20 protein-coding genes are annotated in these 26,115 nt (G+C 47.8%); 5 read left to right on the top strand and 15 right to left on the bottom strand.

All coding sequences use genetic code 11. The annotated features are described in order from the left end of the window. Positions 1-53: 53 nt before the first annotated feature. Both D829_RS0129240 and D829_RS0129235 read right to left on the bottom strand, forming a co-directional pair. Complete coding sequence (locus tag D829_RS0129240) at positions 54-827, bottom strand: SDR family oxidoreductase (protein ID WP_017692466.1); 774 nt, start codon at positions 825-827, stop codon at positions 54-56. Positions 828-883: 56 nt separating this feature from the next. Next, positions 884-1,342: a chemotaxis protein CheX gene (locus tag D829_RS0129235; RefSeq protein WP_017692465.1), complete on the bottom strand. Its 459-nt coding sequence runs from the start codon at positions 1,340-1,342 to the stop codon at positions 884-886. Positions 1,343-1,798: 456 nt separating this feature from the next. Between D829_RS0129235 and D829_RS0129230 the strand changes: the two genes are divergently transcribed. After that, entirely contained in the window at positions 1,799-2,701 is a 903-nt protein-coding gene (locus tag D829_RS0129230) for a LysR family transcriptional regulator (protein WP_017692464.1), read from the top strand. 30 nt (positions 2,702-2,731) lie between these two features. Further along, positions 2,732-3,541 carry a histidinol-phosphatase gene (locus D829_RS0129225; protein ID WP_017692463.1) on the top strand — a complete coding sequence of 270 codons (810 nt, stop codon included), beginning with the start codon at positions 2,732-2,734 and terminating at the stop codon, positions 3,539-3,541. A gap of 231 nt (positions 3,542-3,772) precedes the next feature. Here the strand turns inward: D829_RS0129225 and D829_RS32155 are convergent, their stop codons facing one another. The 6 genes from D829_RS32155 to D829_RS0129195 form a co-directional block, all read right to left on the bottom strand. After that, positions 3,773-4,405 carry a GNAT family N-acetyltransferase gene (locus D829_RS32155; RefSeq protein WP_017692462.1) on the bottom strand — a complete coding sequence of 211 codons (633 nt, stop codon included), beginning with the start codon at positions 4,403-4,405 and terminating at the stop codon, positions 3,773-3,775. A gap of 168 nt (positions 4,406-4,573) precedes the next feature. Next, positions 4,574-5,305: a metallophosphoesterase family protein gene (locus D829_RS0129215; protein ID WP_017692461.1), complete on the bottom strand. Its 732-nt coding sequence runs from the start codon at positions 5,303-5,305 to the stop codon at positions 4,574-4,576. Between the two features lie 57 nt (positions 5,306-5,362). Next, a complete protein-coding gene (locus D829_RS0129210) occupies positions 5,363-6,337 on the bottom strand; it encodes a metallophosphoesterase (protein WP_017692460.1) in 975 nt (324 codons plus the stop codon). A gap of 175 nt (positions 6,338-6,512) precedes the next feature. Next, a complete protein-coding gene (sdhB, locus tag D829_RS0129205; RefSeq protein ID WP_017692459.1) occupies positions 6,513-7,277 on the bottom strand; it encodes a succinate dehydrogenase iron-sulfur subunit in 765 nt (254 codons plus the stop codon). Positions 7,278-7,751: 474 nt separating this feature from the next. Beyond that, positions 7,752-9,494 carry a succinate dehydrogenase flavoprotein subunit gene (gene sdhA / locus D829_RS0129200; RefSeq protein ID WP_017692458.1) on the bottom strand — a complete coding sequence of 581 codons (1,743 nt, stop codon included), beginning with the start codon at positions 9,492-9,494 and terminating at the stop codon, positions 7,752-7,754. Positions 9,495-9,537: 43 nt separating this feature from the next. Further along, positions 9,538-10,206: a succinate dehydrogenase cytochrome b558 subunit gene (locus tag D829_RS0129195; RefSeq protein WP_017692457.1), complete on the bottom strand. Its 669-nt coding sequence runs from the start codon at positions 10,204-10,206 to the stop codon at positions 9,538-9,540. Positions 10,207-10,508: 302 nt separating this feature from the next. Between D829_RS0129195 and D829_RS0129190 the strand changes: the two genes are divergently transcribed. Then, positions 10,509-11,432, top strand: coding sequence for a LysR family transcriptional regulator (locus D829_RS0129190; protein WP_017692456.1), 924 nt, complete (start codon positions 10,509-10,511; stop codon positions 11,430-11,432). A gap of 60 nt (positions 11,433-11,492) precedes the next feature. Here the strand turns inward: D829_RS0129190 and D829_RS0129185 are convergent, their stop codons facing one another. Together D829_RS0129185 and D829_RS0129180 are read right to left on the bottom strand one after the other, a co-directional pair. After that, on the bottom strand, positions 11,493-12,164 hold the full coding sequence (locus D829_RS0129185; RefSeq protein ID WP_017692455.1) for a TrkA family potassium uptake protein: 672 nt from the start codon (positions 12,162-12,164) through the stop codon (positions 11,493-11,495). A 54-nt stretch (positions 12,165-12,218) separates the two neighbouring features. Continuing rightward, positions 12,219-13,559 carry a TrkH family potassium uptake protein gene (locus tag D829_RS0129180; RefSeq protein WP_017692454.1) on the bottom strand — a complete coding sequence of 447 codons (1,341 nt, stop codon included), beginning with the start codon at positions 13,557-13,559 and terminating at the stop codon, positions 12,219-12,221. 423 nt (positions 13,560-13,982) lie between these two features. Here D829_RS0129180 and D829_RS0129175 point away from each other — a divergent pair, with 423 nt between their 5' ends. After that, entirely contained in the window at positions 13,983-15,680 is a 1,698-nt protein-coding gene (locus D829_RS0129175) for a type II CAAX endopeptidase family protein (protein ID WP_017692453.1), read from the top strand. On the opposite strand, the gene uvrC is transcribed toward D829_RS0129175, so the two are convergent. Beyond that, positions 15,649-17,739, bottom strand: coding sequence for an excinuclease ABC subunit UvrC (uvrC, locus tag D829_RS0129170; RefSeq protein ID WP_017692452.1), 2,091 nt, complete (start codon positions 17,737-17,739; stop codon positions 15,649-15,651). The genes D829_RS0129175 and uvrC overlap by 32 nt on opposite strands. Positions 17,740-18,044: 305 nt before the next feature. Beyond that, complete coding sequence (gene trxA, locus D829_RS0129165; protein ID WP_017692451.1) at positions 18,045-18,362, bottom strand: thioredoxin; 318 nt, start codon at positions 18,360-18,362, stop codon at positions 18,045-18,047. A gap of 264 nt (positions 18,363-18,626) precedes the next feature. On the opposite strand from trxA, the gene D829_RS33265 reads away from it, so the two are divergent. Continuing rightward, positions 18,627-18,782: a hypothetical protein gene (locus D829_RS33265; protein WP_017692450.1), complete on the top strand. Its 156-nt coding sequence runs from the start codon at positions 18,627-18,629 to the stop codon at positions 18,780-18,782. A gap of 183 nt (positions 18,783-18,965) precedes the next feature. On the opposite strand, the gene dnaI is transcribed toward D829_RS33265, so the two are convergent. The 3 genes from dnaI to D829_RS0129140 form a co-directional block, all read right to left on the bottom strand. Next, positions 18,966-19,916: a primosomal protein DnaI gene (gene dnaI, locus D829_RS0129150; RefSeq protein ID WP_017692448.1), complete on the bottom strand. Its 951-nt coding sequence runs from the start codon at positions 19,914-19,916 to the stop codon at positions 18,966-18,968. A 264-nt stretch (positions 19,917-20,180) separates the two neighbouring features. After that, positions 20,181-22,964, bottom strand: a complete 2,784-nt coding sequence (locus D829_RS0129145; RefSeq protein WP_017692447.1) for an alpha-mannosidase — start codon at positions 22,962-22,964, stop codon at positions 20,181-20,183. Further along, positions 22,961-26,083, bottom strand: coding sequence for a beta-galactosidase (locus tag D829_RS0129140; RefSeq protein WP_085981474.1), 3,123 nt, complete (start codon positions 26,081-26,083; stop codon positions 22,961-22,963). The genes D829_RS0129145 and D829_RS0129140 overlap by 4 nt, the downstream gene beginning before the upstream one ends. Positions 26,084-26,115: the final 32 nt, after the last annotated feature.

Raw genomic sequence — 26,115 nt, 5'->3', positions numbered from 1 at the left:
AGCCCCTCGGCGGAGCCTTTCTTTCATCCCGTATATGATGCCCATTCTTGCATTTACTTCTGATTCATTACACCGTGCGACAATCGATCTGCAAGACGAGGAAATAGCTGGTACAGCCATATGCCAGCAGAAGCAAGTCTCGGCAGATTCACTTCTTCCTTGCGCTTTTTCATCGCCCGAATCATATGACCCGCAACGTCTTCCGGTTTCAACATCATCCAGCGTACATTGTTCACATAATTGCCAGATGGGTCTGCCCGATGGAAAAATGGTGTATCAATCGGACCTGGATTAATCGTTGTCACCATGACGCCAGTCTTGCGAAGCTCTTGACGCAGCGCATTACTAAATCCGAGTACAGCATGTTTCGTAGCTGTATAGGAAGCGGATTTGGCTGTACCGATTTTGCCAGCCATGGAGGCCACGTTCACAATCTGACCTTTGCCCCGTTCCAGCATTTGTGGAAGCACTGCTTTGGTGCAGCGGACAATGCCCATGTAATTAACGTCCATCATCTCATCGAATTCCTGTACAGACATCTCTGTCATCGCTGCGAATTTCCCGTAACCTGCGTTGTTCAGCAAAATGTCAATTCGTCCGTATTTATGCAATATCGCCTCCACAGCTGCCTGAACCTGCTCACTATCCGTAACATCGAGCGTGAGTAATTCATGCGGCCCTTTCAGCGAGGCACCAATCTCTTCCAGCTTGTCCCGCGAACGGGCAGCCAGAATCGGGATGGCTCCTTCTTCTATAAGCATCTGCGCACACAGCGCACCGATACCACTCGATGCACCTGTAATAAACACTACCTGATCTTTCAGCATACCCGATGTCCTCCCGTATTGAACACATATTGCCTCTTGAGGCGTATGGCTCTATTCTACGAGATCATGACCTGAATATCCATCTCACCAATGCCGTCCATCAGCAAAGGAATGCTCAGTGCTTTCGTTGCACTAAATGTAGTCAGATATTCGGACTTCATCACTTGTGGAGGTGTAATATCGACCATAACACCCTGGTTCGACAGGATGGTGCTGGCATTACCACTGATCATATTACCCAGTTCCGAAATCGCACTTTTGCTCATTTCATCCATTTCTGTAATGACAAAACCGCCCATCATCGCAGATACAATTTTCAATGCAACTTGTTCATTGATTCCAAATACAATGTTTCCGCTAAGTTGTCCGGTCATTCCGATCACGATCCAGACATGGTCTGCAATGTACTCTACATTCTTCACGCCAAGACTCCCGGTGGAAGGCGAAACCTGGATGAGCTGTTCGAATACGTTCCGTGCCGATTCCAGGAAAGGATTAATCACTTCCGCTTTCACTGTCTATGTCCCCCTCACACTGGGTTATTGGTCACACACCAAAAGTCCCATATTCATTAAATTTATTATACTTTATCACGTACAAGAATTCATTAAGAATTCGTTAAATCATGTGTACTATAATTTATCGTCATCCGTGGGGCAAATGTTTATAGCTGATTCTAGCGAATATATAGAGCTTTTCACTTCTTTTGAAGAAAGCATTTCGATCATCATGCGTGGCAAAAGGCATTTAGGACTTTATTACTGCTTTCTCACAACTGTTAAAAAAATCAAATTCTTGTATTCGCGTTTTTTCACAGTCTCTTGAACTACTTTTGATCCTGACAATTACCTTCATTGCTCTGCTGTCCTGAATCACCTATAATTTAAGATAACGGAACAATAACCAGTTACGGGATTACATCGCACCAAACACTACATAATCAAGATACTTTGCCTGCAAGGAGGTCACCTATGAACATAAGCCAACTGGAGACACTAATTACCATTTCCAAAACGATGAGCTTCCGCAAAGCGGGTGAACTTCTAAACCTGACTCAGCCTGCCGTCTCGGCCCAGATCAAAAGTCTGGAGGACGAATTCAACACCGTTCTTGTGGATCGTAACCAACCCGTTACCCTTACAGACCGTGGACAGGTATTTCTGGAGCACGCTGAACGGATGCTCGATATCGTTGATGAGTTGAAACAAAAATTGTCCGATCTCGATGAAACGCCTCAGGGACGTATCGTGTTAGGCACAACAACTTCCATTGCTATTCAGATCTTGCCAAGGGTGTTATCCTATTTCCAAGATCAATTCCCGCTGATCAAAACCAGTATCCAATCCCTTCCTTCATCACAGATCTATACCCAGGTCGAAAATGGTCTGGTTGATATTGGTATCGGTTATCTCACAGAGCGTAATCCCAACCTGAATACATCTGTGCTGTACTATGACACATTTGAACTCGTGGTATCTCCTTCCCATCCGCTGGCGAAGAAAAAACATGCTGCAGTGGATGTGCTCCGGAGTACACCATTGATTCTGCTGTCCCCTGATACAGTCGGACGACGGTTTACGGAAACCATCTTTAAGAAACATAATATTGAACCTAATATTGTAATGGAGTTGTCGAGCAGCGAAGAAGTGAAACGGATGGTCGAGATTGATCTCGGGGCAGCTGTCATCTCCAAACAATCTGTTGCGCATGAGTTGCGTCAAGGTACATTACGAATGATACCCTTAAGTGAGCTGGAGGTCAGTCACCCTGTTGGTGTCATCTATAAGTCCAGTCGATACCTTAACTCAGCGATGCAGCAATTCATAAGTGATCTCAAAGGCATGCCGGAAACCCAATTCATCAGTTCAGAATGACAATGAGCCATGAGAAAGGAAGGATTCCATATGAAATTCGATCTTCATACACATCATTTTCGTTGTGGTCACGCAGACGGCAACATCCGCGATTATATAGAGGCAGGTATTAAGGCAGGACTTCAGGCCATCGGTATCTCGGATCATACGCCATACTTTGGCAGTGAGCTTGAGCAGGCATTTCCCCGGATCGCAATGGGTAAGTCTGAATTGCAGCATTATGTGGAAGAAGTCCTTGCTTTGAAAGAAGAGTACGCTGGTAAAATCGATGTGCTGCTCGGCATTGAATCCGACTACTTCCCTGCTCATGCAGAATTGTACCGTACCACACTGGGACAGTATCCTTTTGACTATATTATCGGTTCAGTTCATCATACCGAGGATGTGAGTATCTTCAACAAAACCCGGTGGAACGGACTAAGCAATGCTCGCAAAGTTGAAGTGAAAGAAAGCTATTATTCATTAATCCGGGAATCGGCTCGCAGCGGTATGTTCCAGATTCTTGGACACATTGATGCGATGAAAGGAAACTATCCACCTTTCTCCGAAATTATCGCTGATCAGGCCATTGATAAAACGTTGCAGGTCATTGCAGAATCCAACGTAGCGATCGAAATTAACACATCTGGCAAAACCAAACTCAGCGGTGGCTGGTATCCCTCGGATGCCATTCTGGAACGTGCCCATCATTATGGAGTGAAGGTGACATTTGGATCGGATGCTCATAAACCACAGCGGGTTGCAGACGAGCTGGATGACGTTCGTACACGTCTCAAGGAGATCGGATTCACCGACTGGGTATACTTCAAGCAGAAACAGATGCAGGTTGTACCACTGTAAAATAGAGCAAACACAAATAACCCTCACGGATGCTGAAATGCAACGTGAGGGTTTTTAGGCAAAAAAAATGAACCCGCTCGCGCGGGTCCCAACAACATTATCTATTATCAAAAAGGGGGTCATGAGATAAGTTTACCCCCTGTCTGTTAGAGTTCAATTGCAGCTATATTTCAATTGTGTAACAAATGATTGAATTTCGATTCATTCACGTTTGACTACTCTTACTCTATGTCATTGCGGCTTGTCAGATACCAGGGTTTGCAGATCTTTTTCCTGAAGCGGTCTGACGTATTGTTCCCGAGACATACTGTACACTTTAACATCCATCAGGGATTCTGATCCCTCGTCATCCTCATCATGCAGTCCGAACGAGGGAAGACTCCGCTCATAGGACATCCCTATTTTGCTTAACACCCGTTGTGAAGATACATTGGCCTCATAACAACGTGCCTCCACCCTCCACAGATGAAGATCGTCAAATCCAAACTGCAGCAGCCGCTGTACCGCCTCGGTAGCCACACCCCTGCCCCAACAGGACCTGTTTAGGATATAACCAATCTGTGCGGTACCATTCTGATCATTCCAGTGCTGGAACGAGGTGATCCCAATGACCTGTTCCTTGCCTCTCCAGCAGATCCCATAATGTAACGAATCCAGCTTGGAACTACTGCTCCGTATCTGGTTCAATAACCGTCTCGCCCTGATTGGCGTGGGCTGGCTTCCCCTATTCACATATCGTATGACTTGAGGATCGGAAAAGAGTTCCGATAATGTGCTGTAATCACTTTGACGTAATGATCGCAGGACAAGACGTTCTGTCCACAAAGCCGGCAGACCTTGAACCAGCATTTTTCGGGTAAGCATGACAATCGCTCCTTTTGCCTAAACGGGCTCTAGTCCGGTAAGACAAGCATGCTCTGATGATGATCCGGCGTAATACCATTTGAACTGATCCACGAACTTTAGTATTCGCATTTTAGTATTAATATATTGCATCATTCAATTCCTCACGCTAAAAGGCCCAGATGCTGACTACTCCTGCAACCCGCGATAGATACCCGTACGAATCTCACGAATATAGAAATCCAATGCAGGAACATTCGCCGACTGTGCAACCTGTACTTCTCGCTCAATATCATAAGGCACCCGCACAAATTGAACATTGAACGGGGTGTTGTTATCGTTGCAGTCTTCACCCTCCAGAATACAGTAGGAAGCCTGGGGAAGATCGAGCGGATTACCAACACTGCCTGCATTAAACAGTAACTTGCCGTTCATATACTGCAAGTATGCGTTATGCACATCCCCATAACCTACAACATCTGCAACACCTTGCTCAGACTCATCAGCCGGAGGATCAAACATTGCCAACCTCTTTTCCATCGCGTCCCACGGCTGTACACGATGGTATACACTTTGAGGTGAAGCATGGACCAGACGGATGGTGCGACCGCTCAGTTGAAATTGATGACTGAAGGGTAGGCCCGCCAAGTACGCCAATCGTTCCTCACCCAACCGTTCTGCTTGCCACGTAAAGTTCTCGTTGTCTTCGTTAACCGCAACCAATTCATCCCAATTGCCACGGATAACAAGTTCGCACGTCGCTCTCACCTGATCCACAACCTGTACCGGTTCTGGCCCCTTGCCCACGAGGTCACCAAGACAAAAGATTCGCTCCACGCCACGACTTCGGATATCTCCTAACACTGCTTCCCAGGCAGTCATGTTGCCATGAATGTCGGATACAATCGCAATTCTTTCCATCTGGATAACCTCCATTCATGTTGAATCCTTTATGTTTTACATTCATCTTATATTCTTTTATGTGGTTAATCCTTTAAGCTCAAACACCGTTAATTCTGGTCTGCACAGAAAACGAATGGGCAGTTGAGTCATGCCAAAACCACGATTCACATACACCGGCATCTGTGCCTGGGTGGTGTAATATACCCCCTGGACATCCGTGTAATACAACCCTTGAACATACTTGTGTGAACCTCGCGGAGTTGTCAGTGCCCCGATCCAGGGAAAACGTACCTGTCCACCATGGCTATGACCGGAAAGTTGTAATCCGAAACCATAGGGAGTGGCAATGTCGGCATAATCCGGTTCATGCATAAGTAACAATTTCCACACATCATGATCCAATCCCTTAATGGCTTGGGCAGGATCAGGCCTGCCTGTAAGTGCGTCATCCAGACCAGCTATGGCCAGACGTTCGCCCCCTTGTTCAATCACCACATGTTCGTTCCGTAACAAAGTGAATCCAGCTTCACGGAACATGGTTGTCACTTCATTCTGCTGTCCGCCCCGATAATCATGATTCCCCAAAACAGCAAATTTCCCATACTTCGCTTGCATGGAGGCGAGTACCGGAATACATTCACGCATCGGCTCTGCTTCCCTCTCGACGATGTCTCCGGTAAAACAAATCAAGTCCGGTTGCTGCTCCTCAATCGTTGCTGCCAGCTTCTTCAGCTCTTTCACCCCGGTATGAAAACCAAGATGGGCATCGCTGAACTGAACTACACGCAAACCGTCAAATGCCTTTGGAAACTTCGGAAGTTTCAGCTCCACTTGCTTGATCTCCAGACGACGCGGTTCCCATAACCAGGCATAACCTCCTGTAAGCAAACTGGCACCCGCTGTCATCAAAACCATGCGCAATAAGAAACTTCGGCGAGAGGGATCATGATCCTTTTCTTCCCCAGGAAACACAGACTCTTCTGCACTTGGTGCTTTGTGCCAGCGCTGGGACGGCGAGTTGTTGCTACCCTGACGCGGTGTCTCTGCCATATCTCCCCCTCCTTCTACGCTCTTAATCCATCCCCTTAGTATATCATATTCTGCATGGGTAGCCCGGTTCCTCTGCTTCATTACAAAAAGAAGCCGGGATCTCCGGCATGTTGCTGCACGGGATCACGACTTCTTCTAAGTTGCAGATTATACTTCTGCACAAGTTATGACGAGATTATACACCCAACCAGCGTTTGAACATATGCTTGGTCGTTTGTTTGTTCATTTCGGCAATGGAGGTTGTCAGTGGAATGCCTTTGGGACAGGATTGCACGCAGTTCTGTGAGTTACCACAGCCCTCAATGCCTCCATCTTCCATCAACGCTTCCAGACGATCGTCGGCGTTCATCTCCCCTGTTGGGTGAGCGTTGAACAGGCGCACTTGGGACAGTGCTGCTGGACCGATAAAGTCTGTTTTCTCATTGACGTTCGGGCATGCCTCCAGACATACTCCACATGTCATGCATTTGGACAGCTCATATGCCCACTGACGCTTCTTCTCAGGCATCCGCGGACCTGGACCGAGATCATAGGTACCATCGATCGGAATCCATGCTTTTACGCGTTTCAGGGCGCTAAACATCCGGCTACGGTCGATGACCAGGTCACGAACCACCGGGAATGTCTTCATCGGTTCGATACGAACGGGCTGTTCGAGCTTGTCGATCAGGGCTGCACATGCTTGACGAGGCTTGCCGTTGATGACCATAGAGCAGGCACCACAGACTTCTTCGAGACAGTTGGAATCCCAGCACACGGGAGCAATGGATTTGCCATCTGTATTGACCGGGTTCCGCTGAATCTCCATCAGGGCGCTGATCACATTCATGTTGGGACGGTACGGAAGCTCAAATTCTTCGTTGTACGAAGATGACTCCGGGGTATCCTGACGGGTGATGATAAACTTGACGGTTTTGTTGGCTGTAGCTTGTTCCGCCATATCGTAGTCCCCTCCTCTGTTGACGATGATTGTATTGCTGATGCGCAAAATGTTTTGGTGCACGGGAGACGCTTCGTCAGCGGAATGCCCCTCTGATCGCTGTTATCCCCGGATTTTTTTGATCAACCCTTTCCAGGGTTAAAATCCGGTGATAAAGGCGAGCGCTTCGCTTCTTCTGGGCATTTCCGCTTCCTCCGCTACGTCGTGCACGCAGGGTCACTTTGCTGGAAACTGCACTCCATTCATTCTGGATTGCGGTAATTTTAAATATGCAAGCTTTGCCAATGCGTTGCTTGCTTATGAACAGGTATTTTGGCTTCCTCTGCTGCTTTGTGCACACAGAGTACCTTTGCTGAGAACCTTCACTCCATCACGTTGATGGCAGTAACTTTGAAGAAGCTTTGCTTCTCCAAAGTTCTCCTGCCTCTCCGTTCAGGTGTTTAACTATTCATTACATGAATAGTGTGGTACTTCTTAATCCTTGGAGTAATCCCGGATACGTGGTGGGATCAAGGATACGTCTACTGGCTCGTACGAGATTTTCGGGCCTTCTTTCGACCAGCTTGCGATAGTCGTTTTCAAGAACTCTTCGTCATTACGTTCCGTGAAATCTGGTTTGTAATGTGCGCCGCGGCTTTCGTTACGCAGCAGTGCGCCCAGTGTCATTGCTTCTGCCAGTTCAATCATGTTCCACAGTTGGCGAGTGAACGCCGCGCTCGGGTTATTCCAACCGGAGCTGTCATACATGTTGATTTTGCCGTAACGCTCTTTCAATTCCTTGATCTTGCCGATGGTCGCTTCAAGCTTGTCGTTGTAGCGCACAACCGTCATGTTGGCTGTCATCCACTCGCCAAGCTCTTTATGAATTACATAGGCATTTTCCGTGCCCTGCATTTTCAAGATGCCTTCGTATTTATCGCTTTGGCGTTTGGTGTGGTTCTCGAATAAGGAAGAAGGGATATCTGCGGACGATTTTTTAAGTCCTTTGATATATTCAGCCGCTTTTGGTCCAGCCACCATACCACCATAGATCGCGGATACCAGTGAGTTTGCACCCAGACGGTTCGCACCATGGTATTGATATTCACATTCACCAGCTGCGAACAGCCCCGGAATGTTAGTCATTTGGTTATAATCTACCCACATACCGCCCATGGAATAATGGACTGCCGGGAAGATTTTCATTGGGATTTTACGCGGGTCATCACCCATGAACTTCTCATAGATCTCAATGATTCCGCCCAATTTAACGTCCAGTTCCTTCGGATCTTTATGAGACAGGTCGAGATAAACCATGTTCTCGCCGTTCACACCCAGACCCATATCTACGCAGACGCTGAAGATTTCACGAGTCGCGATATCACGTGGAACCAGGTTACCGTAGGATGGATATTTTTCTTCAAGGAAGTACCAAGGTTTTCCGTCTTTGTACGTCCAGATCCGTCCACCTTCACCACGCGCGGATTCAGACATGAGACGCAGCTTGTCATCCCCTGGAATGGCTGTTGGGTGAATCTGAATGAACTCCCCGTTGGCGTAATTTACACCTTGTTGATACACCGCACTTGCCGCTGTACCTGTGTTAATGACCGAGTTGGTCGTTTTACCGAAGATGATCCCCGGACCACCGCTCGCCAGAATAACCGCTTCTGCAGGGAAGGTCTGTACCTTCATCGTTTTCAGATCCTGAGCCACAATCCCGCGACATACGCCTTCATCATCCAAAACCGCCTGCAGGAACTCCCAGTTCTCATATTTCGTAACCAAGCCCGCTGCTTCCCAGCGACGTACCTGCTCGTCTAATGCATAGAGCAATTGTTGCCCTGTTGTCGCTCCGGCAAACGCCGTACGGTGATGCTTCGTTCCCCCGAAACGACGGAAATCAAGCAAACCTTCCGGTGTCCGGTTGAACATTACGCCCATACGGTCCATCAAGTGAATGATGCCAGGTGCTGCTTCGCACATCGCTTTAACAGGAGGTTGGTTCGCGAGGAAGTCACCGCCGTATACCGTATCGTCAAAGTGTACCCATGGGGAGTCACCCTCACCCTTGGTATTCACCGCTCCGTTAATGCCGCCTTGTGCGCATACAGAGTGGGATCGTTTAACAGGAACCAGTGAAAATAAATGAACATGGACTCCGGCTTCAGCCGATTTGATCGCCGCCATCAATCCCGCGAGACCGCCGCCCACAATAATTACATTCGTTGATGCCATTGCTGTTCACTCCCTTATAAGTCAGCATTTATACACTAAATGCTTAAATTAGAACTGTTTTTACTGCGTCAATCATCGAAGTAGCTGTCTGGAAATCAATGCTCCGGAAAGCAAATAGTGAAGCAATAAACATGATGGAAATAATAGCGAACAAGCTCATACATACGTAAGAGGATACACGCTGCGCACGCGGACCAACTGTAATTCCCCAGCTAACGAGGAACGACCACAGACCATTGGCAAAGTGATATGACGCCGCAACCACACTGATCATATATATCGCAAAGGTTATCGGATTCGTCACCGCATCATGTATAACGCCGCCAATCTCTTCATGGGATACATTACCCAACGCAATCTGTACTCGCGTCTCCCATACGTGCCAGATGACGAATACAAACGTAATAATACCGCTTACCCTCTGTAACGTGTAGCGCCAGTTGCGCTCATTACCGTAACGCCCAACGTTAGGCTTGGCCTGATAGGCAATGTAAAGACCATAAACACCGTGATAGAACAACGGCAGCCAGATAAGTAATGCTTCGATCACAATAACAAGAGGCAAACCGTTCAGAAATGCAACGGCACCGTAAAAAGCTTCTTTGCCGCCTTCAACTGCCGTGAAGTTCGTCACCAAATGCTCAACAAAAAACAAACTGAGCGGAATGACGCCAAGCAAGGAGTGCAGCTTTCTGGAGTAAAACCCTTTCATAAAATGTCGATCCCCTTTCGCTAAATACAACGTTTTCATAAATAATTTCACTTATCATGACACGAATCCTTTTCCATGAAAAGGTTCGACAAATTGTTCCGTTTTCCCCAGGTGTGAACAACTTGTGTCACGGTTCATGTTACTCCATTTTTTCTTATAAGGGAATTGCAATATAATTATTAAATGTTATAACCTATAGGTATAAGCAGTGAAACATTGGGTTTACAGGCCATATAACATGGAAAACGATTAAGCAAGGGCAAGAATCACACTCATCACTCATGGAAAAGAGGTCGTTGTTCATGTTCGAGGAGTTAAATGCATTTGCAGTGGTCGTGGAGCAATCCAGCCTGAACCGTGCATCCAAGTTACTGAATCTGTCCCAACCCGCGCTCTCACGTAAAATCGCCAAATTGGAGGATGAACTCGGGGTTGCCCTGTTCCACCGCCGTGGCAAACGGCTGGAGTTAACCAGTGTGGGCCAGTTCGCCTATACCTTCGCTGTAGAACAGAAGCAGCAGCAACAGAAGTTCCTGACCATGCTCGCCCAGTATAAGGATGAAGAACAGAGCACGATTACACTCGGGGCCAGCCTGACGACGCTTCAAACTACGTTACCACCTCTCGTCAATGCCTTTATGGAGAAACATCCGAATGCCGAACTGAAATTGTTGACGGGCAAAACACATGAGATTGTCTCGTTTGTGCGTGACAAAAAAGCCGATGTGGGCATTGTCGCCTCCTCCATCAGCGAAGTGGGGCTTAACTGTGTGCCGCTCTTTGACGATCACCTGGAACTGGTTGTGCCGCTTACACACCCCTTGTCCGGTAAGGAAGCCGGGATGGAGCATTTGCAGGATCTGCCGATGATCACATTCTCCAAAGGCACCTGGTACCGCAAATTAACGGACGATCTCTTCCAGCGCTGTGCCGTGATGCCGGATATTCGCATGGAAATTGATTCCTTTGAAGCGATCATCCGACTTCTGCCTTCCGCCAAAGCTGCTGCTCTATTGCCCAAGTCATATCTTCGTCCACAATTGCTCGCGGACAATGATCTTGTTTCTGTTCATTTGCCTCAATTACAGCAGACCCGCAGAACAACCTGTATGATCTATGGGGAAAAAGAGGACCTCAGCGAGACCTCCAGACAATGGGTCAAGGAGACAGCTGCACTCTTTACAGCTAAGGCGCCATTGCCCTCACGGAGGACTACAACGCAGTAGCTTTGATCTGAATCAGCCAGGCTCTAACGCCTGGCTTCCATATTTAACTCATCTTAATTATCAGCTCTCTTGGCTGATAACCTCTTCTTCAAATCGGTCGATATCTGCATTATTACCAATAATGACCATAATATCCCCCATTTGGAGCGAGTCCAGTGCTGTCGGAGCAATAATGACCCCGGCTTCCTTCTGTAACGCGACAATGCTGCAACCAAAACGTACGCGTGCATTCAGGGTTGAAAGGGTTTTGTTGTGCAGACAGGCGGGAACCTTCATCTCGACAATACTGTAATCATTGGATAATTCAATGTAATCCAGCAAGTTCGGGGTAACCAGCTGGTGGGCAACCCGAATGCCCATATCCCGCTCAGGATAAACGACACGATCGATCCCCAGTTTATCCAATGCTCGTCCGTGAAGGACGGATATGGCCTTGGCCACGACCGTCTTGACGCCCAGCTCTTTTAACAGAATCGCGGTGAGAATGCTTGTCTGGATATCATCCCCGATGGCTACGATGCAACAATCGAAATTTCGAATACCCAGAGAGCGCAGCACTTCCTCATCTGTGGCATCAGCTACAACGGCATGGGTTACCAGTTCACTTATGTCTTCGACGACCTCTTCATTTTTATCAATCCCGAGCACCTCGTAGCCGAGTTCCATTAATTCCTGTGCCAGACTGGAGCCAAACCGCCCAAGCCCAATCACCGCAAACTGCTGTGTTTTCATTGTTCTTCACGAACCCCTTATCCAAATCAATTTCATAACTCACTAAAAATAGATTTATCCAATAATCATTTTGCCTTCCGGATACCTGTATAACTCTTTACCCTTTTTCTGCCCAAGTGCATACGCTAATGTGATCGGTCCAAGCCTTCCTGCAAACATCGTAAAACAGATCAGGAGCTTGCCCAATGTAGTCAGCTTCAGCGTTAGTCCGAGCGATAATCCCACGGTACCAAAGGCCGATGTCGTTTCAAATAAGATCATCATAAAACTGGCTTCTTCCGTGGTGCTCAGCGCCATCGTTACGGCTATGATGAACAAGAGCGCCAGCAATGTAATGGTAAGTGCCTTGAAAATCCGTTCCTGTACGAGCCGGTAGCGGAAAAATACGATATCTTCACGTCCACGCATCATGGCGATGACCGCGCCAGCCATAATCATAAATGTCGTTGTTTTGATCCCGCCTCCGGTAGAACCCGGCGAAGCACCAATAAACATCAGAATGATCATAAAGAACTGTGTTGCCTGTCTGAGTCCGGCAATATCTACCGTATTGGCTCCTGCTGTTCGCGGCGTAACGGACTGGAAGAATGAACCGAGAATTTTGCCACCCCAGTTCAGGCCACCCAGTGTCCGCGGATTGCTGAATTCAAATACGAAAATGACAAGTGCACCAAACACAATTAACAATCCAGTCATTAACAGTACAACTTTGGAGTGCAGAGACAGCTTCCGCGTTTTGCGGTAATCCACCAGGTCTGAAAGCACCACAAAACCGATACCGCCAGAAACAATCAGGAACATTGCTGTAAAATTAACCAACGGGTCATACACATAACCGGTCAGACTGCGGAAATCCCCAAACATATCAAAGCCCGCATTGTTGAACATGGAGATCGCATGCCAATAGCCATAATAGATCGCCTGTCCTACTGGCATGTCGAACGACCAGCGGATGGCAAACAGTGTGCCACATATGCCTTCGATCATGAGTGAGTAGATCACAACTTTCCGAATTAGCCGGACGATGCCCTCCATCGTGCTCTGATTCATCGCTTCCTGTAGAATCAACCGCTCCCTAAGCGAGATCCGCCGTTTGAAAGCTATGGCAACCAACGTAGACATCGTCATGAAGCCGAGTCCACCAATTTGAATCAGAATCGCGATCACAACCTGACCCAGCACGGAAAAATGAGTCCCTGTATCCACCACAACCAAACCGGTGACACAAACAGCCGAAGTTGCTGTAAAGAGCGCATCAATAAATGCAAGACTGTCACCGTTACGGTTGGATGCCGGAAGCATTAACAGCAGTGTGCCTACCAATATGATGCCTGCAAACCCTAACACAAGAATACGGGGTGGCGATAATCGCATCCATTGCACATTCAGTTTCACTTGAGTATCTTCCACCTCTTCTAAAATGAAAATAACTCCACACCCGTGGAGCCTTCTTCATTTGAAATGCTGTTGCCAAACGTTAAACAAGTATGATTCAGATTAAAATGACATATATAATGAAGTTGGAATATATCCTATTCGTTCCCTTGTTGGGCGAAAGACATGCGAATCGTTGCACATTTGCTTCAAAATTATAAGCGCTGCGACGTTTGTAGACAAAACGTTTTTTGTGTAAATCGGATCGAATTCAGCCAAAAAGGGAAGAACTCAGATATGGCGACGGATGGATCAGATTCTTTCGGTCCTTTTCATTCATTTTCAAGGATTTACACCTGTTTCCGTTACATCATTGGCATTCGGTGCTTGGCCTGTGCTATGTTAACTTTAATATCCATATTAATAAAGGAGGAACACCATTACATGAATCCCTTAGGGCAACCTTTGCAACTCAAGGCTAACTTCAAGCTTCTGGGGTTGCTTGCGGCGATTGGCCTGATTCTATTTTTTGTATTTCAGATCTTTCCTGCTACCTCATCGCAAACGACAGAAATTCCGTCCACGTCCTTCATAACCAAGGAGCAGGCGAAGCAATCCGCACGATCATTCGCAGCTTCTGTGAATGACTATACACTGCCAAATGATGATGAAAAAACCCTGGTAACCTACCAGACACATTCCGATATCTACGGGTATATGGCCAAAACCAAACAACTTGATACCTATAACCAAAAATGGGAAACAAGCTATCCTTACGATGTATTCCGCGTTCGTTTGCCTGATCAGGACAAGGGCGGTTATCTTAATGTTGACGTACATATGAAAACAGGAAAAGTGGTCGGATTCAAACGGGAACTGCCTTCTTCCCTCTATACTGCGATTGAGGCGGAGCAAAGCACCGGGAAAGCGACCACATCGCAAGTGCTTGCCGAAGGCAATATGCCCCTGGACGAGAAGGAACGGCTGGCGGCTGGCGTTCTAACCGAATACGGTTATGAAGTGCCGATACTTCAACTGGATACTCGCGATGGTGAAGCGGGACTGAAGTATACAGATTCTGCAAAAGCCATCGGAGACTCCAAGCTTGAACTGAATTTTACGTTTGAAGATGGTGCGGTACGATCGTTCGATCCTGGCTTCTCGGTCCCGGAATCCCATACCGATTATGTGAAAGATCAAACGCGCCAAGCCAATTGGATGACTTATGGCGGTTATGCATTCCTGACCTTTGTTCTGGGCGTGCTGGCAATCATCTATAGCATTCTGACCCGAGCACATACGTCTTTCAAACGCGGGATCATTCTCTCGCTGGTGTATTTCGCAGCTTCGGTAATTGGTACGCTGAACATGATTCCACTCTTTCAGGCACAAGGGCTCTCCAGCTTCATGTTAGCGTTCCTGATGTTAATGCAGGCGGGAATTACACTGGTCATGAGTGCAACCATCTATCTGTCCCTTGTTGCTGGTGACGGCATGTGGCGCAAAATAGGTCTGAACCCATGGCCTCGTGCCAAGGAACCGGGATATGGAAAATATGTACTTCACAGCATGTACGCTGGTTACCTGTGGGCATTCATTCTACTGGGTGTGCAATCCATCCTGTTCTTCATTCTGGAGCGAAGCATCGGCACATGGTCAACGACGTCAGCAGATCAATCTACATTTAATATGACCTATGCCTGGATCTTCCCGATCATGGCCTGGATGGCCGGTATTGGTGAAGAAACTGTCTATCGACTGTTCGGCATTCGTATGATGCAGAAGATTGTGCGTAACACGTTTATTGCCTGTCTGATCCCAACCATCATTTGGGCACTTGGACACACATTGTATCCGATCTATCCAGTAATCACCCGTCCCATTGAGCTGATGGTGATTGGATTGCTGTTCAGTCTGATCATGCTGCGTCACGGCTTCATTGCCGTTGTATTCGCGCATGTGATCTTCGACAGCTTGTTGATGGGACTCAGCTTGGTCTTTATGGGCGATGCCCTGAATATGGCTGCCGGACTCTTCTGGATTGTACTGCCGGCCATCGTTGGATATGTAGTATACAAATTCAATCCAAAACAAAAAGAGAAGCCGTATGTTACGACTCCTCATCACGAAGTGCTGCAATAATCTGATTTGCCAGTTTGTCACCAATAGATAGAGGCCGGAAGTCTTCGACGCTGGCCTCTTTTATTTTGCGCAAAGAGCCAAAATGCTTCAACAGCAGTTTACGGCGCTTCTCTCCAATACCCGGAATGGCATCCAAACGTGACGTCACCATCGATTTGCCACGCTGTTCCCGGTGGAACGAGATCGCAAAACGGTGGACCTCTTCCTGTATCCGCTGCAACAGGTAGAATTCCTGACTATCCCGAGGCAGGGAGATGACTTCCGGTGGATTACCGATCATCAACTGCGAAGTTTTATGCTTCGCATCCTTCACCAGACCACATACCGGAATAAACAGCCCCAGTTCATTTTCCAAAATATCGACCGCAGCCGAGATCTGTCCTTTACCACCATCAACCACAATCAGGTCAGGCTGGGTCAGGTTTTCTTTTAATACCCGCTCGTAACGGCGACGGATGACCTCTCTCATCGTTTCATAATCATCCGGCCCTTCCACCGAACGGACCTTGTACTTCCGATATTCCTTCTTATCCGGTTTACCATCGGTAAATACGATCATGGCAGATACCGGGTTTGTACCCTGAATGTTCGAGTTATCAAACGCTTCAATACGGTGAAGCTGATCCAGTCCAATAAAACGTCCCAGTCCTTCGGCAGCTTTGGATGTACGTTCTTCATTTCGCTCAATTAGGCGGAACTTCTCTTCCAATGCCACACGTGCGTTGTCCACGGCCATCGTAATCATCTGGCGTTTCAACCCACGTTGCGGGATGAGCACTTTGATCTCCAACCACTCTTGTAAAGCAGCAGCAACCTGAGTTGGGTCTTCCAGTCCTGATGGAAGCTTTTCAGTTGAATCAGTTGTATCCGTTATTGGAGCATCCTCTTGCATACTGTCAGGTTGTTCACCTTCTGCCTCAGTGGAACCTCCGTAAGCTGCACGAGTCTCAGCAACCAGTGGTTGGGAAGCGTTACTATGCTCTACTTGTCCCGCCTGATCGAACTCCACCGTAACTGCGGCAGGTACCATCGCTCCATCAGCATCAGAACCCGTATCCAAACTGTCGTTATCTGTTGCAAGATCCTTGGGCATTTCCGGTAACAAAATTTCTTGTGGCAATGCCGGATTATCGCTGTAATACTGCGTAACATACGACATAAAGTCACTGTATGCCTCACCGTAAAACGGGAAGGTTGATACGTGACGTTCAATCATTTTCCCCTGACGCATATATAGAATCTGGACACACATCCAGCCTTTATCAATGGCAAAACCAAATACATCACGGTCTCTGGCATCGGCCATCGTAATTTTCTGTTTTTCCATCATCGCATCGATGGCGATCACCTGATCGCGTAATTCCTTGGCACGTTCAAAATAAAGATCCTCCGCAGCCTCTTGCATCTTACGCTGCAAATCCTTCTTGATCTCTTCGTGACCACCGCTCAGAAATGAACCAATTTCTTGTGAAATTTGGTCGTACTGTTCCTTCTCCACTTCCTTCACACAAGGCGCAAGACACTGTCCCATGTGATAATACAGGCACACTTCTTTGGGCATTACACCACACTTGCGCAGTGGATACATGCGATCGAGTAGTTTTTTCGTTTGGTGTGCCGCATACGAGTTCGGATAAGGTCCGAAGTATTTGGCTTTATCTTTCAGCACGCGCCGGGTAACTTCCAACCGAGGGTGCTTTTCATTTGTAATTTTAAGATATGGGAATGTCTTGTCATCCTTAAGCAACACGTTGTACCGTGGCATATGTTTCTTGATCAGGTTACACTCCAGAATAAGTGCTTCCATATTACTGCCCGTCACAATATATTCGAAGTCACGGATTTCGGACACCAGACGCTGTGTCTTTCCGTTATGACTGCCGATAAAATAAGAGCGTACGCGGTTCTTCAGCACTTTAGCCTTACCTACATAGATAATGGTGCCTTCACTGTTCTTCATCAGGTAACAACCAGACATGTCTGGCAGCAAAGCGAGCTTGTGACGAATCTGCTCCAATGCCTTCTCCTGATCCTGCAAATTATTCATGAATTGATCCATAATTCGGTGAATCCTCCTTCCCGAAGAAAGCTGAAATCCTCACCTTACATGAGATACTCCGATGACAGAATGACCTTTTGATCGCTGTTATCCCCAGATTTTTTCGATCCCCTTTTTTAAAGGGGAAAATCCGGTGATAAAGGCGAACGCTTCGCTTCTACAGCTCATTTCTGTCCTCTCCGTTATCATGTAAATTTCCAGTTTCATTTTATATAAATAGTATACTTTATATTGTCCTATATAAAGGTATTCGACGCAAAACGCCCCCGGCATGTAAACCGGAGGCGTATGTGTAAGCCTGTAAATTATTGGTGTTTTGCGATAATTCCTTTGAGCGCATCTTTCGAGTTCAGACCAACCACTTTATCTACCGGTTGACCGTCTTTGAAGAAGATCAAAGTTGGAATGCTCATAACGCCAAAGCGGGAAGCAGATTCCGGATTTTCATCCACGTTAACTTTAGCAATTTTCACTGCATCGCCAACTTCTGTGGACAGCTCTTCCAGGATTGGAGCGAGCATTTTACAAGGACCACACCAAGGCGCCCAGAAATCAACAAGAACCGTTCCTTCGCCTTCTACTTCAGCGTTGAAGGATTGATCGGATACGTTAACAATAGCCATGAAATTGTCCTCCTTATATATACTTACGGTTTTATTTTAACCTGTAACGTCGTGAACGACACTTCCAGTATAACACAGGTACGTCAAACTTGTGAATTGAACGCTGCAATGTTCATCTTCCCAACATCAAATCTTCACAATTACAGGATGTGGCATACTAACTTCAAAATCTTTACAAACGCTTTCTTTTCCAAGTATACTAAAATTACTCCGGGTTTCAGCCCCCATACGGGCAAGCTGTATTCCCCATAAGGAGGCAATAACATGGATGCAAATGTGCGGATCAGCGACCCGCGTGAACATGTGAACGAGGAACCCCGCAACGATCTGTTTGATCTGATCGCGGGTGTTGCCGGCATGGCCGGCCTGATGACAGTGATCTTTTTCGGTATGGTTATCTTCAAATTCCTCACCGAATAGGATGCTTCCAGGCTCACGCAGGACCAGAAAAGCCCGGTTTTCGCGACAATGCGAAAGCCAGGCTTTTTTTGGGACTACTTTAGCTTTTGATTGCAATCAGCTCAGCTTCTAAATCAAAAGCTCCACCGATAATTTGAAGATTAACCTTGTCCAGAACCATTTCGTTCATATAGATCGATCGGGTCAACGCTTGCCGCGCTGATTCTCACCCCGAACGGAGATGACATCCACAAATGGACGAATCCGATCCATGAGACGCTGGCCTTTATTCATTTCCTCGCCGTCCCGGTTGGTAAAGCTAAGATGTTTCTCCAGCCCATCCAGACTATAATTGGACGTATAGAACGTTGGTTTGCGATTCATCCGATAGTTCAGAATGGACCCCATCACATGATCCCGAACCCATGGGTTCAGATTCTCTGCCCCGATATCATCAAAGATGAGCAGATCACAGCTTTTTAGAATATCCGTCATTTCCTTCAGCTTGTTTCCTTCACTGATCATCGATTTCAGATCCTCCACAAAGTCAGGCATATAGATAATGACACCCGTGTGGCCTGCAACCGCCAATTCATGCAGCAGATAACACATCAGAAACGTCTTGCCTGTCCCGAATGTTCCTTCCAGAAACAGTCCTTGCGGAGACAATCCGTTCTCCTTGGTCTCGCTAATATACCGCAGCACCTGATTCACTGCCGGAGCACGCATGCGATCCTTGCCCATAATCTCCACATCGTTGTATCCGGCACTGAGCGCACGCTCGTCCACATAGAAACTGCGAATGCGTTGCTTAATGATATGTTCATTTTGCCGGGCGATATGTTTGGAACAAGGTGCTTTTATATCTATGATTTCGGGTTTACCGTTAAAATGTTCTACTTCCAGTTTGCAAAAGTGGCCCTGAAAATCGTTAGGACAGTTGTCGAGTCCCGGACAATTCGCACAGTTCTTAGAGTCTTTGGCGTACTGAAACAGCTTGCTCAGATCGGTCATGAGCTGTGCATCTTGCAGTTCAGGATGACCTGCGCGGAATTCGCGTACGTACGGATTTTCCATCAATTCCGCCGCAATCCGCCGCGATTGCTCACGAAAGGCAGGGTTCAGCTGCTGAAGCAGTCCTCCCAAGGATTCCATGGCTTCAAGCCCCCTTAATGTTTCAATATAGAATGAGCAATTGAAGTGTGCCCATGACCATCTTGATGGCATAGGAACTTTCGATCATTTGCAATTCTACTGTTCATTCTATAGAAAAACAACCAATAACTCAACTCATAGATCTGGTAAATAGCGTAACCCTTCCACCACCGTACGTAATGCCTAGTTTATAGTACACTTGCAGTCCTGTACCTTTTAGTGTGTGTTCAAAGGTCTGTTTTGCGACTCTTTAAACAACTTTTATCAGCGGCGCAAGCCGACAGTAACGATCTCGCATGAACCTGTCTGTATGTTCCATTCCTTGCTGGCAAATGATAATGTCGACGCCTCTTCTATGTTGTGGGAATGAAGTTTTTCGCCCTCTTCCTCCAGGATGTTGCTCTTGTATGCCGTTTCGAATGGCTGCGGATTCGCTTGTGATGCAGCAAGATTCAACGTGGCAGAGTCGGTGGTCATATTGAACCAGCGGAGCATCACATCACCGGAATCTTCATTCACCTTGAGTGAAGAAAAAGCCAAGCCGTCTCCTTGCCATGCAAACGGTGTGTTGCTAGGTGTCAGATAACCCGGGTGTAGTTCGGTTTGTGCCAGCGTCCAAGGAACCTGGAACTGATAGGCCTCGATATATGCACCTGATGCTGCACCATTGCCATCGTGGGGAATGATCTCGATCTTAAATGTATGTTCACCAAGGCATTGTGCTTCCGGTGTCGGGAACAAGCCCCAGTCTCCCAGCTCGCCCACAGCACGAAGCAACGTAACCGCGATGGTATTGCGTCCATCCTGAAGGACTTCATATTCATTCAGACCCAGATTGGCAACGACCAATCCGGCGTCCTTTTCACTCACATCCACAAAATTCTGTTGATGCTGTGTATTGCTTGGATTTTGCCACTCCGGTGCAGGTGTGTTTTCACGCGTTGCAATTTCGAACATGGAATCCACATGATGAACCCCAGATACGAGATCCGTTGGGAAAAGGGTACGCACCCGATGATCCTTCGCCTGATTGTTGAAGGTTGTTTCCAATTGGACGCCTTTTCCACTACGACTAAGTGATACAACCGTGCGGATCTGGAGGGGAATCATTTTAGTTGAACGTTGGGCTTTGCGGTGTGGATAATAAATCAGTTCTCGCTGTTCCTGATCCAGCATCTCATCCGCCGACTCCGGTATTTCCCAATGATGAATCACTTTGAACGAGGCAGAGTACGATGTATCCTCAAGAACCCGAATCTCAGCCTGAAGCGCTTGCGTTGTCAATGCCACTTCGTTCTCTGGTTGCTTGAACATATATTCATTACCGATATCGCCCACATTTTCGTACACGCCAAGATCTTTGTAAGTCCGGCCTGTTCGTTTATCTGTGAGTGTGAATGAACCATTGTCTGCAATCGTGACGATCAAATATTGATTTTCCATACCACGTTCACCACGCAACAGCGTAGTCGTTTTCGACGGAGTGCCACTCTTAGCATCGTCCACAAAGTTGACCAATGCATAGGTTTTTAGTCCAAATGCAGCTACATTTTCTGTTTCAAAACGAATACGTACTCGCCGACAACTATACGGCTGGCGGAAACGATCATCCGGCAGATCATAGCCAAATTGCAGACCCAGATCCTCCACGGTACATGGAATGAGGTTACCCTCTTCATCTACCAGTATGCGATCTGACAGGTCAACGGCTTTCATCTGCGTCGCCATCTCTTCCAGCGAATATCCTTCCCGGAAATACAACCGAGCCGCGTCCAATTCCATCTGAACCACACCGCTGCGTTCCCAACCCGTTGTATTAAATACGACAACAGGTCGAGCCTGCTCTCCATAACGTGCAAAGATGGAGGTATCCACGGCGGTGGCAATCTGACTGGTGCTCTCCTCAATCAAAGACTCTGCCACATGACGGCTCTTATCAAATCGCATCACCATCTCGCGATGCACCTCGTCCACACTGCATCCACAGATGCTGTCATGCGGGTGATTCTGCATCAGCGTTTTCCAGGCATACGTCAGTTGATCATGTGGATAGGCATGCCCAAGCAGATAGGCATAGGATGCCAGGGGTTCAGCCACTTTTTCCAGCATGGTCTGGCCCAGCTGGTTCATCTGTTTCAGATACACACGAGCCGAGGCCGTGTTTACCAGAGTTCCCCAGCCATCGGTACGTTGGCTGCGCAGTTCGCCTTTGACCGTGGACAGCTCATGTTCAGCCGATGCTCTGAGGGCGGTCAGATAGTCCGGAAAGTTCGAGTGAACGAACTCAATGTCGGGATATAATTGCTCAGCCATATGGATGGCTTCTGGCAGATCCCGCTGAATTGGTTGGTGATCACATCCGTTCATGTACAACAACTCATTCGTTGATGCATATTTTTCAGCGTCTGCAAGCTTGGTTTCCCAGAACTTGCGGGCCGATTCCTCGTCTACTGGAACTTCATTTCCGTTGGAGTACCAGTTGGCAAACAATACGCCGAGCACTTTTGATCCGTCTGGCCCTTCCCACATCAGCTCCGAGAAGCTCGATTCATATCCGGCATCCGATACCGTATTGTTGAAGCCTGTCGGCTTCACACCACGACCAAAGAACACATTATCAATGCCTGATTGTTGCATCAGCTGCGGGGTCTGTCCGACCAATCCAAATGTATCGGGAAAATAACCAATTTTCGAAGGTGTGCCGTAACGCTTGGCGTCCTTATGTCCGACCTGCATGTTACGCACGTTGGCTTCTCCGCTCGTCAGAAAGGCATCCTGCAAAATGTACCATGGTCCAATCACAATACGCCCATTACGGATATGTTTCTCCAGTCGTTCCTTCTGCTCAGGGCGAACCTGAAGATAATCATCGATGATAATCGTTTGTCCATCCAAATAAAAGCTTTTATAGTCTGATCCCTCATCAAGCTGATCCAACAATGAATCAACGAGCTGAATGAGCCGCATATGATGCTTCTCATACGGCAAGTACCATTCCCGATCCCAGTGGGTATGCGAAATAATATGTGCTCTCTTCGACTTGGTCATCGTGTTATCCCACCTCTTTCATCTTGTTGTACAATCTCAACTTCATCAGGGCGATACACCGCAGTCAGCTTTCCAGAAGCATCTGTGGCAAACAGCACTGAACGATTTTTCTCCAATTGGAACGAGTACGATACACCTGTACGTTGATCTCTCACGTGAACTTCATGGTTCAAGGCAAACTCCGATACAAATACATACAGATTTCCTTGTGGAAAACTCAGCTTCCGCCCGTAGATTCCTGCGATATCCCCGCCAGATATCCATTCCAACTCCTGTTCGATGCCCGAAATCTCGGTTGCATAACGATATAATTCAGCAAGTGGCTCGTCCCGTCCATTTAACTCGAGCGGCAGTGGAGTCCAGATTAATTTCCCTTTACCCAAAGGCAATACGGTTACTTCATCTGCTGTACCATTATCCCTGTGAAGCAAAGTCTCCTTCGCCACCTCGGCGATACGACGCCGTCCATAGGTCACCCGGTGATTCACGCCATTAATATTCAGCAGTTCTTCCCGCTGCACGTTACCCAGACTGCGTTTGCCTACGATATGATCGACCCGGTCACTTGCCTTCCAGTACGCATCCAGCCCCAGTGGTCCAGTAATAAGCAGGGTCGTGCCTTCCTTCTCTGCAAACGTGAGCAATTGATGCAGTGCATCGCTGTCCATATTATGCGGACTCGGCACGATAATCAGCTTCGGTGGCTGCTGTTCCAGTGCTTCCAGATGATATTCGGATAACGCACGGAACGGCAGTTTCAGATCATAGGACATCACACGAGTCAGCTTCGTTGTGGCATCATAGGCCAGGGCACGGTTGGAAAAGTCATTGGAATACGGGAACACCACTGCAATATCCTCCAGCTCGCGGTCTTCAAAGAGATCACGAATGCCATGCATGAATCGGCCAAAATCATAAGATACATCCGCCTCCGGCTTCTCCGTACCATCTGCACGCAGGGCTCCGATATGAGACTCATTGGCATTATCCATATAGAAGTTGGTGTTCCAGATCCATTGCACCGCTCCTGCGCCGCCTGTCGAGAAAGCATAGGCGTACTTGCGTTCGAGAATGCCACGAAGCTCTTCTTCGGTACGTTTGGCTCGTCCATCCGGGGTTTCCACATACATGATGCCCGTCTCCTGAATGAGGTTCGGTTTGTGTGGCGTTTTGGCGAAAATGCCATCCCAGATCAGATCATCATTCAACCACCAGGAATGCACGGTTGTATAATCCACTTCACGTTCATAGAAGAATGGTGAAGGACGCTGTGCACCAAGGGCTTCGTCCTGTCCCACGGTAACCAGATGATCGGGAACTAGATCCTTGATCGTACCTACAAGCTCTCTCGCCCAACCATTGTGCATCTCCATGGAGAAGAGACAGTAATCGAGCCAGCGTGTTCCTTTTTTGGCCTTGTGCATGTCCTGTACATCAAAATTAATCTCTTCCGCCTCCGGGATCACCGCGGCTGCAAAGTTCGGAAGCTGCTTCGGTGACATGTTCCATGCCTCCTGCAAGGCCTCAATCGTCTGATGCCGCTGCTCAAGCCAAGTGATATAAGCCTGCTGTTCATACGAATCCCTCGCCGAGCGTGGGCCAGCTGAGAAGATACGTACTGGATCAAACATCGATGGCTCGTTAATCAGATCCCAGTCCACATGGGTTGTGTGCGTGTGACGACTTACGATGCTGCGGATGAAACGTTTCTGTGCCTCGACACTCTGCGGGTCCAGATACGGATTCGTGCCTTCCCATGTCTCCGGTGTAAAGGAGAAGAAAGTGAACGTGACCTGTAAGCCGTGACGCTTCGCCGTTAAAATAAATGCATCAATGGCACGAAGCACATCCTCTGCCATATGTCCGTCCACCTGCATCATGTTGCGATAGGCGGTCCAGATTCCCGTCCGAATCCAGTTGATTCCTGCTTTTGCCATCTGGGCCATGTCTCGATCCCAAACATCCGCATTCGGCAGAAACAGAAATTTCCGTGCCACATCGGAGGTCATGTAGGTCATGCCCACAACTGGGAGAGGACGTCCGTCTTTTACAAAATAGTCCCTGCTGCGGGTAATCAGTTCCCCTTCTGCCAGCAGTGCAGCATCCTGTCCCCAGAAGCCTTGACGCAAGGTCCGAACTTCCCCGTCAGGTGCCTGCGCGTGGCATACGATCCGATACAGCCCACTTTCAATGGAAACCGGGAGAAGTATACGTTCGAAACGCTGCTCACCGGAAAGTTCCATCTCCAGTCGATGGCTCCATACCTTCTCCGTCGTGCCACTTGTGCGATCTTCATGCTCGACCGTTATGTCAAACGTCCACAGTTCAGACGCTGTACGCCTGTTGCCCGCTCGCTTTAAAATCTGACCTTGAAGTGTGAGTACAGCCCGCTCATCTGGCTCATACGAAGCATAATTCGTTTTCAGGGATAACTCAGTTACACCTTGCGCACAGAATTGCGCCCACTTCACAATCTCGTCAGCACCATCCTGCGTCCAGAATGAGGTGGTCAGCGGCAGATGCACAAACATCCAGCGTGAACCTACGAAAGTCGCGCGGGAGTTTTCCCACAGAACGACCGGAGCGGCGACACTGCGTCCGTCCTTGCTCATGCCACGAAGTAATGGATAAATCTGCGTACTCATGGGGCCGGATGACCCCATCTGGTGGGGCAGATCACTTGTTTTGGTTGTATGTGGAACCAGATTCCATGTATCTGAAATTTCGAAAAGTCCCTCTTTACCAGCAAGAAGCGGGATCTGTTCCGAAGAAGTGTAGGATTGCACATTGGCAGAAGATACGTTCAACGCCTCATGAATATAGAGTTCCTGGTGATACGCGGTCTGCTCGGACTCTACAACCCATGCCCCATTTTCATATCGAACCGGACGTTTGAAGGGCGCACCCCCCACACTGATCAGGCTTCCGCCCTGATGCAGGTAAGCTGCAATCTCCGTCCAGGCGGACTTGGGGAAATAGGGTGCATGCAGATTCACGAGACATCCTTCACCTGCTGTAGTCTTCAAAGTCTCTGCGAGTTCTTCGGCGTTTACAACGGTGATCTCTTCGACTGCTTTCCATGTATTCAGGGCCTCATGAGTTGGAGAAGCACCCTCCATTGGAAACGTAAGATCAGCGAAGATAATCAGCT

This window comes from Paenibacillus sp. PAMC 26794 (assembly GCF_000316035.1).
Classification (GTDB): Bacteria; Bacillota; Bacilli; order Paenibacillales; family Paenibacillaceae; genus Paenibacillus.
The sequence above is the reverse complement of the archived record's forward strand: the minus strand, read 5'-3'. Positions and strand labels throughout refer to the sequence as shown.

Bases quoted from the DNA above. Each gene is read 5' to 3' on its own strand.
- D829_RS0129215 (WP_017692461.1), bottom strand. From the start codon at position 5,305: ATGGAAAGAATTGCGATTGTATCCGACATTCATGGCAACATGACTGCC.
- D829_RS0129210 (WP_017692460.1), bottom strand. From the start codon at position 6,337: ATGGCAGAGACACCGCGTCAGGGTAGCAACAACTCGCCGTCCCAGCGC.
- D829_RS0129140 (WP_085981474.1), bottom strand. From the start codon at position 26,083: ATGGAGGGTGCTTCTCCAACTCATGAGGCCCTGAATACATGGAAAGCA.
- D829_RS0129190 (WP_017692456.1), top strand. From the start codon at position 10,509: ATGTTCGAGGAGTTAAATGCATTTGCAGTGGTCGTGGAGCAATCCAGC.
- D829_RS0129195 (WP_017692457.1), bottom strand. From the start codon at position 10,206: ATGAAAGGGTTTTACTCCAGAAAGCTGCACTCCTTGCTTGGCGTCATT.
- dnaI (WP_017692448.1), bottom strand. From the start codon at position 19,916: ATGGAATCCTTGGGAGGACTGCTTCAGCAGCTGAACCCTGCCTTTCGT.
- sdhA (WP_017692458.1), bottom strand. From the start codon at position 9,494: ATGGCATCAACGAATGTAATTATTGTGGGCGGCGGTCTCGCGGGATTG.
- D829_RS32155 (WP_017692462.1), bottom strand. From the start codon at position 4,405: ATGCTTACCCGAAAAATGCTGGTTCAAGGTCTGCCGGCTTTGTGGACA.
- D829_RS0129225 (WP_017692463.1), top strand. From the start codon at position 2,732: ATGAAATTCGATCTTCATACACATCATTTTCGTTGTGGTCACGCAGAC.
- D829_RS0129230 (WP_017692464.1), top strand. From the start codon at position 1,799: ATGAACATAAGCCAACTGGAGACACTAATTACCATTTCCAAAACGATG.
- D829_RS0129145 (WP_017692447.1), bottom strand. From the start codon at position 22,964: ATGACCAAGTCGAAGAGAGCACATATTATTTCGCATACCCACTGGGAT.
- uvrC (WP_017692452.1), bottom strand. From the start codon at position 17,739: ATGGATCAATTCATGAATAATTTGCAGGATCAGGAGAAGGCATTGGAG.
- D829_RS33265 (WP_017692450.1), top strand. From the start codon at position 18,627: ATGGATGCAAATGTGCGGATCAGCGACCCGCGTGAACATGTGAACGAG.
- D829_RS0129185 (WP_017692455.1), bottom strand. From the start codon at position 12,164: ATGAAAACACAGCAGTTTGCGGTGATTGGGCTTGGGCGGTTTGGCTCC.
- D829_RS0129240 (WP_017692466.1), bottom strand. From the start codon at position 827: ATGCTGAAAGATCAGGTAGTGTTTATTACAGGTGCATCGAGTGGTATC.
- D829_RS0129175 (WP_017692453.1), top strand. From the start codon at position 13,983: ATGAATCCCTTAGGGCAACCTTTGCAACTCAAGGCTAACTTCAAGCTT.
- sdhB (WP_017692459.1), bottom strand. From the start codon at position 7,277: ATGGCGGAACAAGCTACAGCCAACAAAACCGTCAAGTTTATCATCACC.
- trxA (WP_017692451.1), bottom strand. From the start codon at position 18,362: ATGGCTATTGTTAACGTATCCGATCAATCCTTCAACGCTGAAGTAGAA.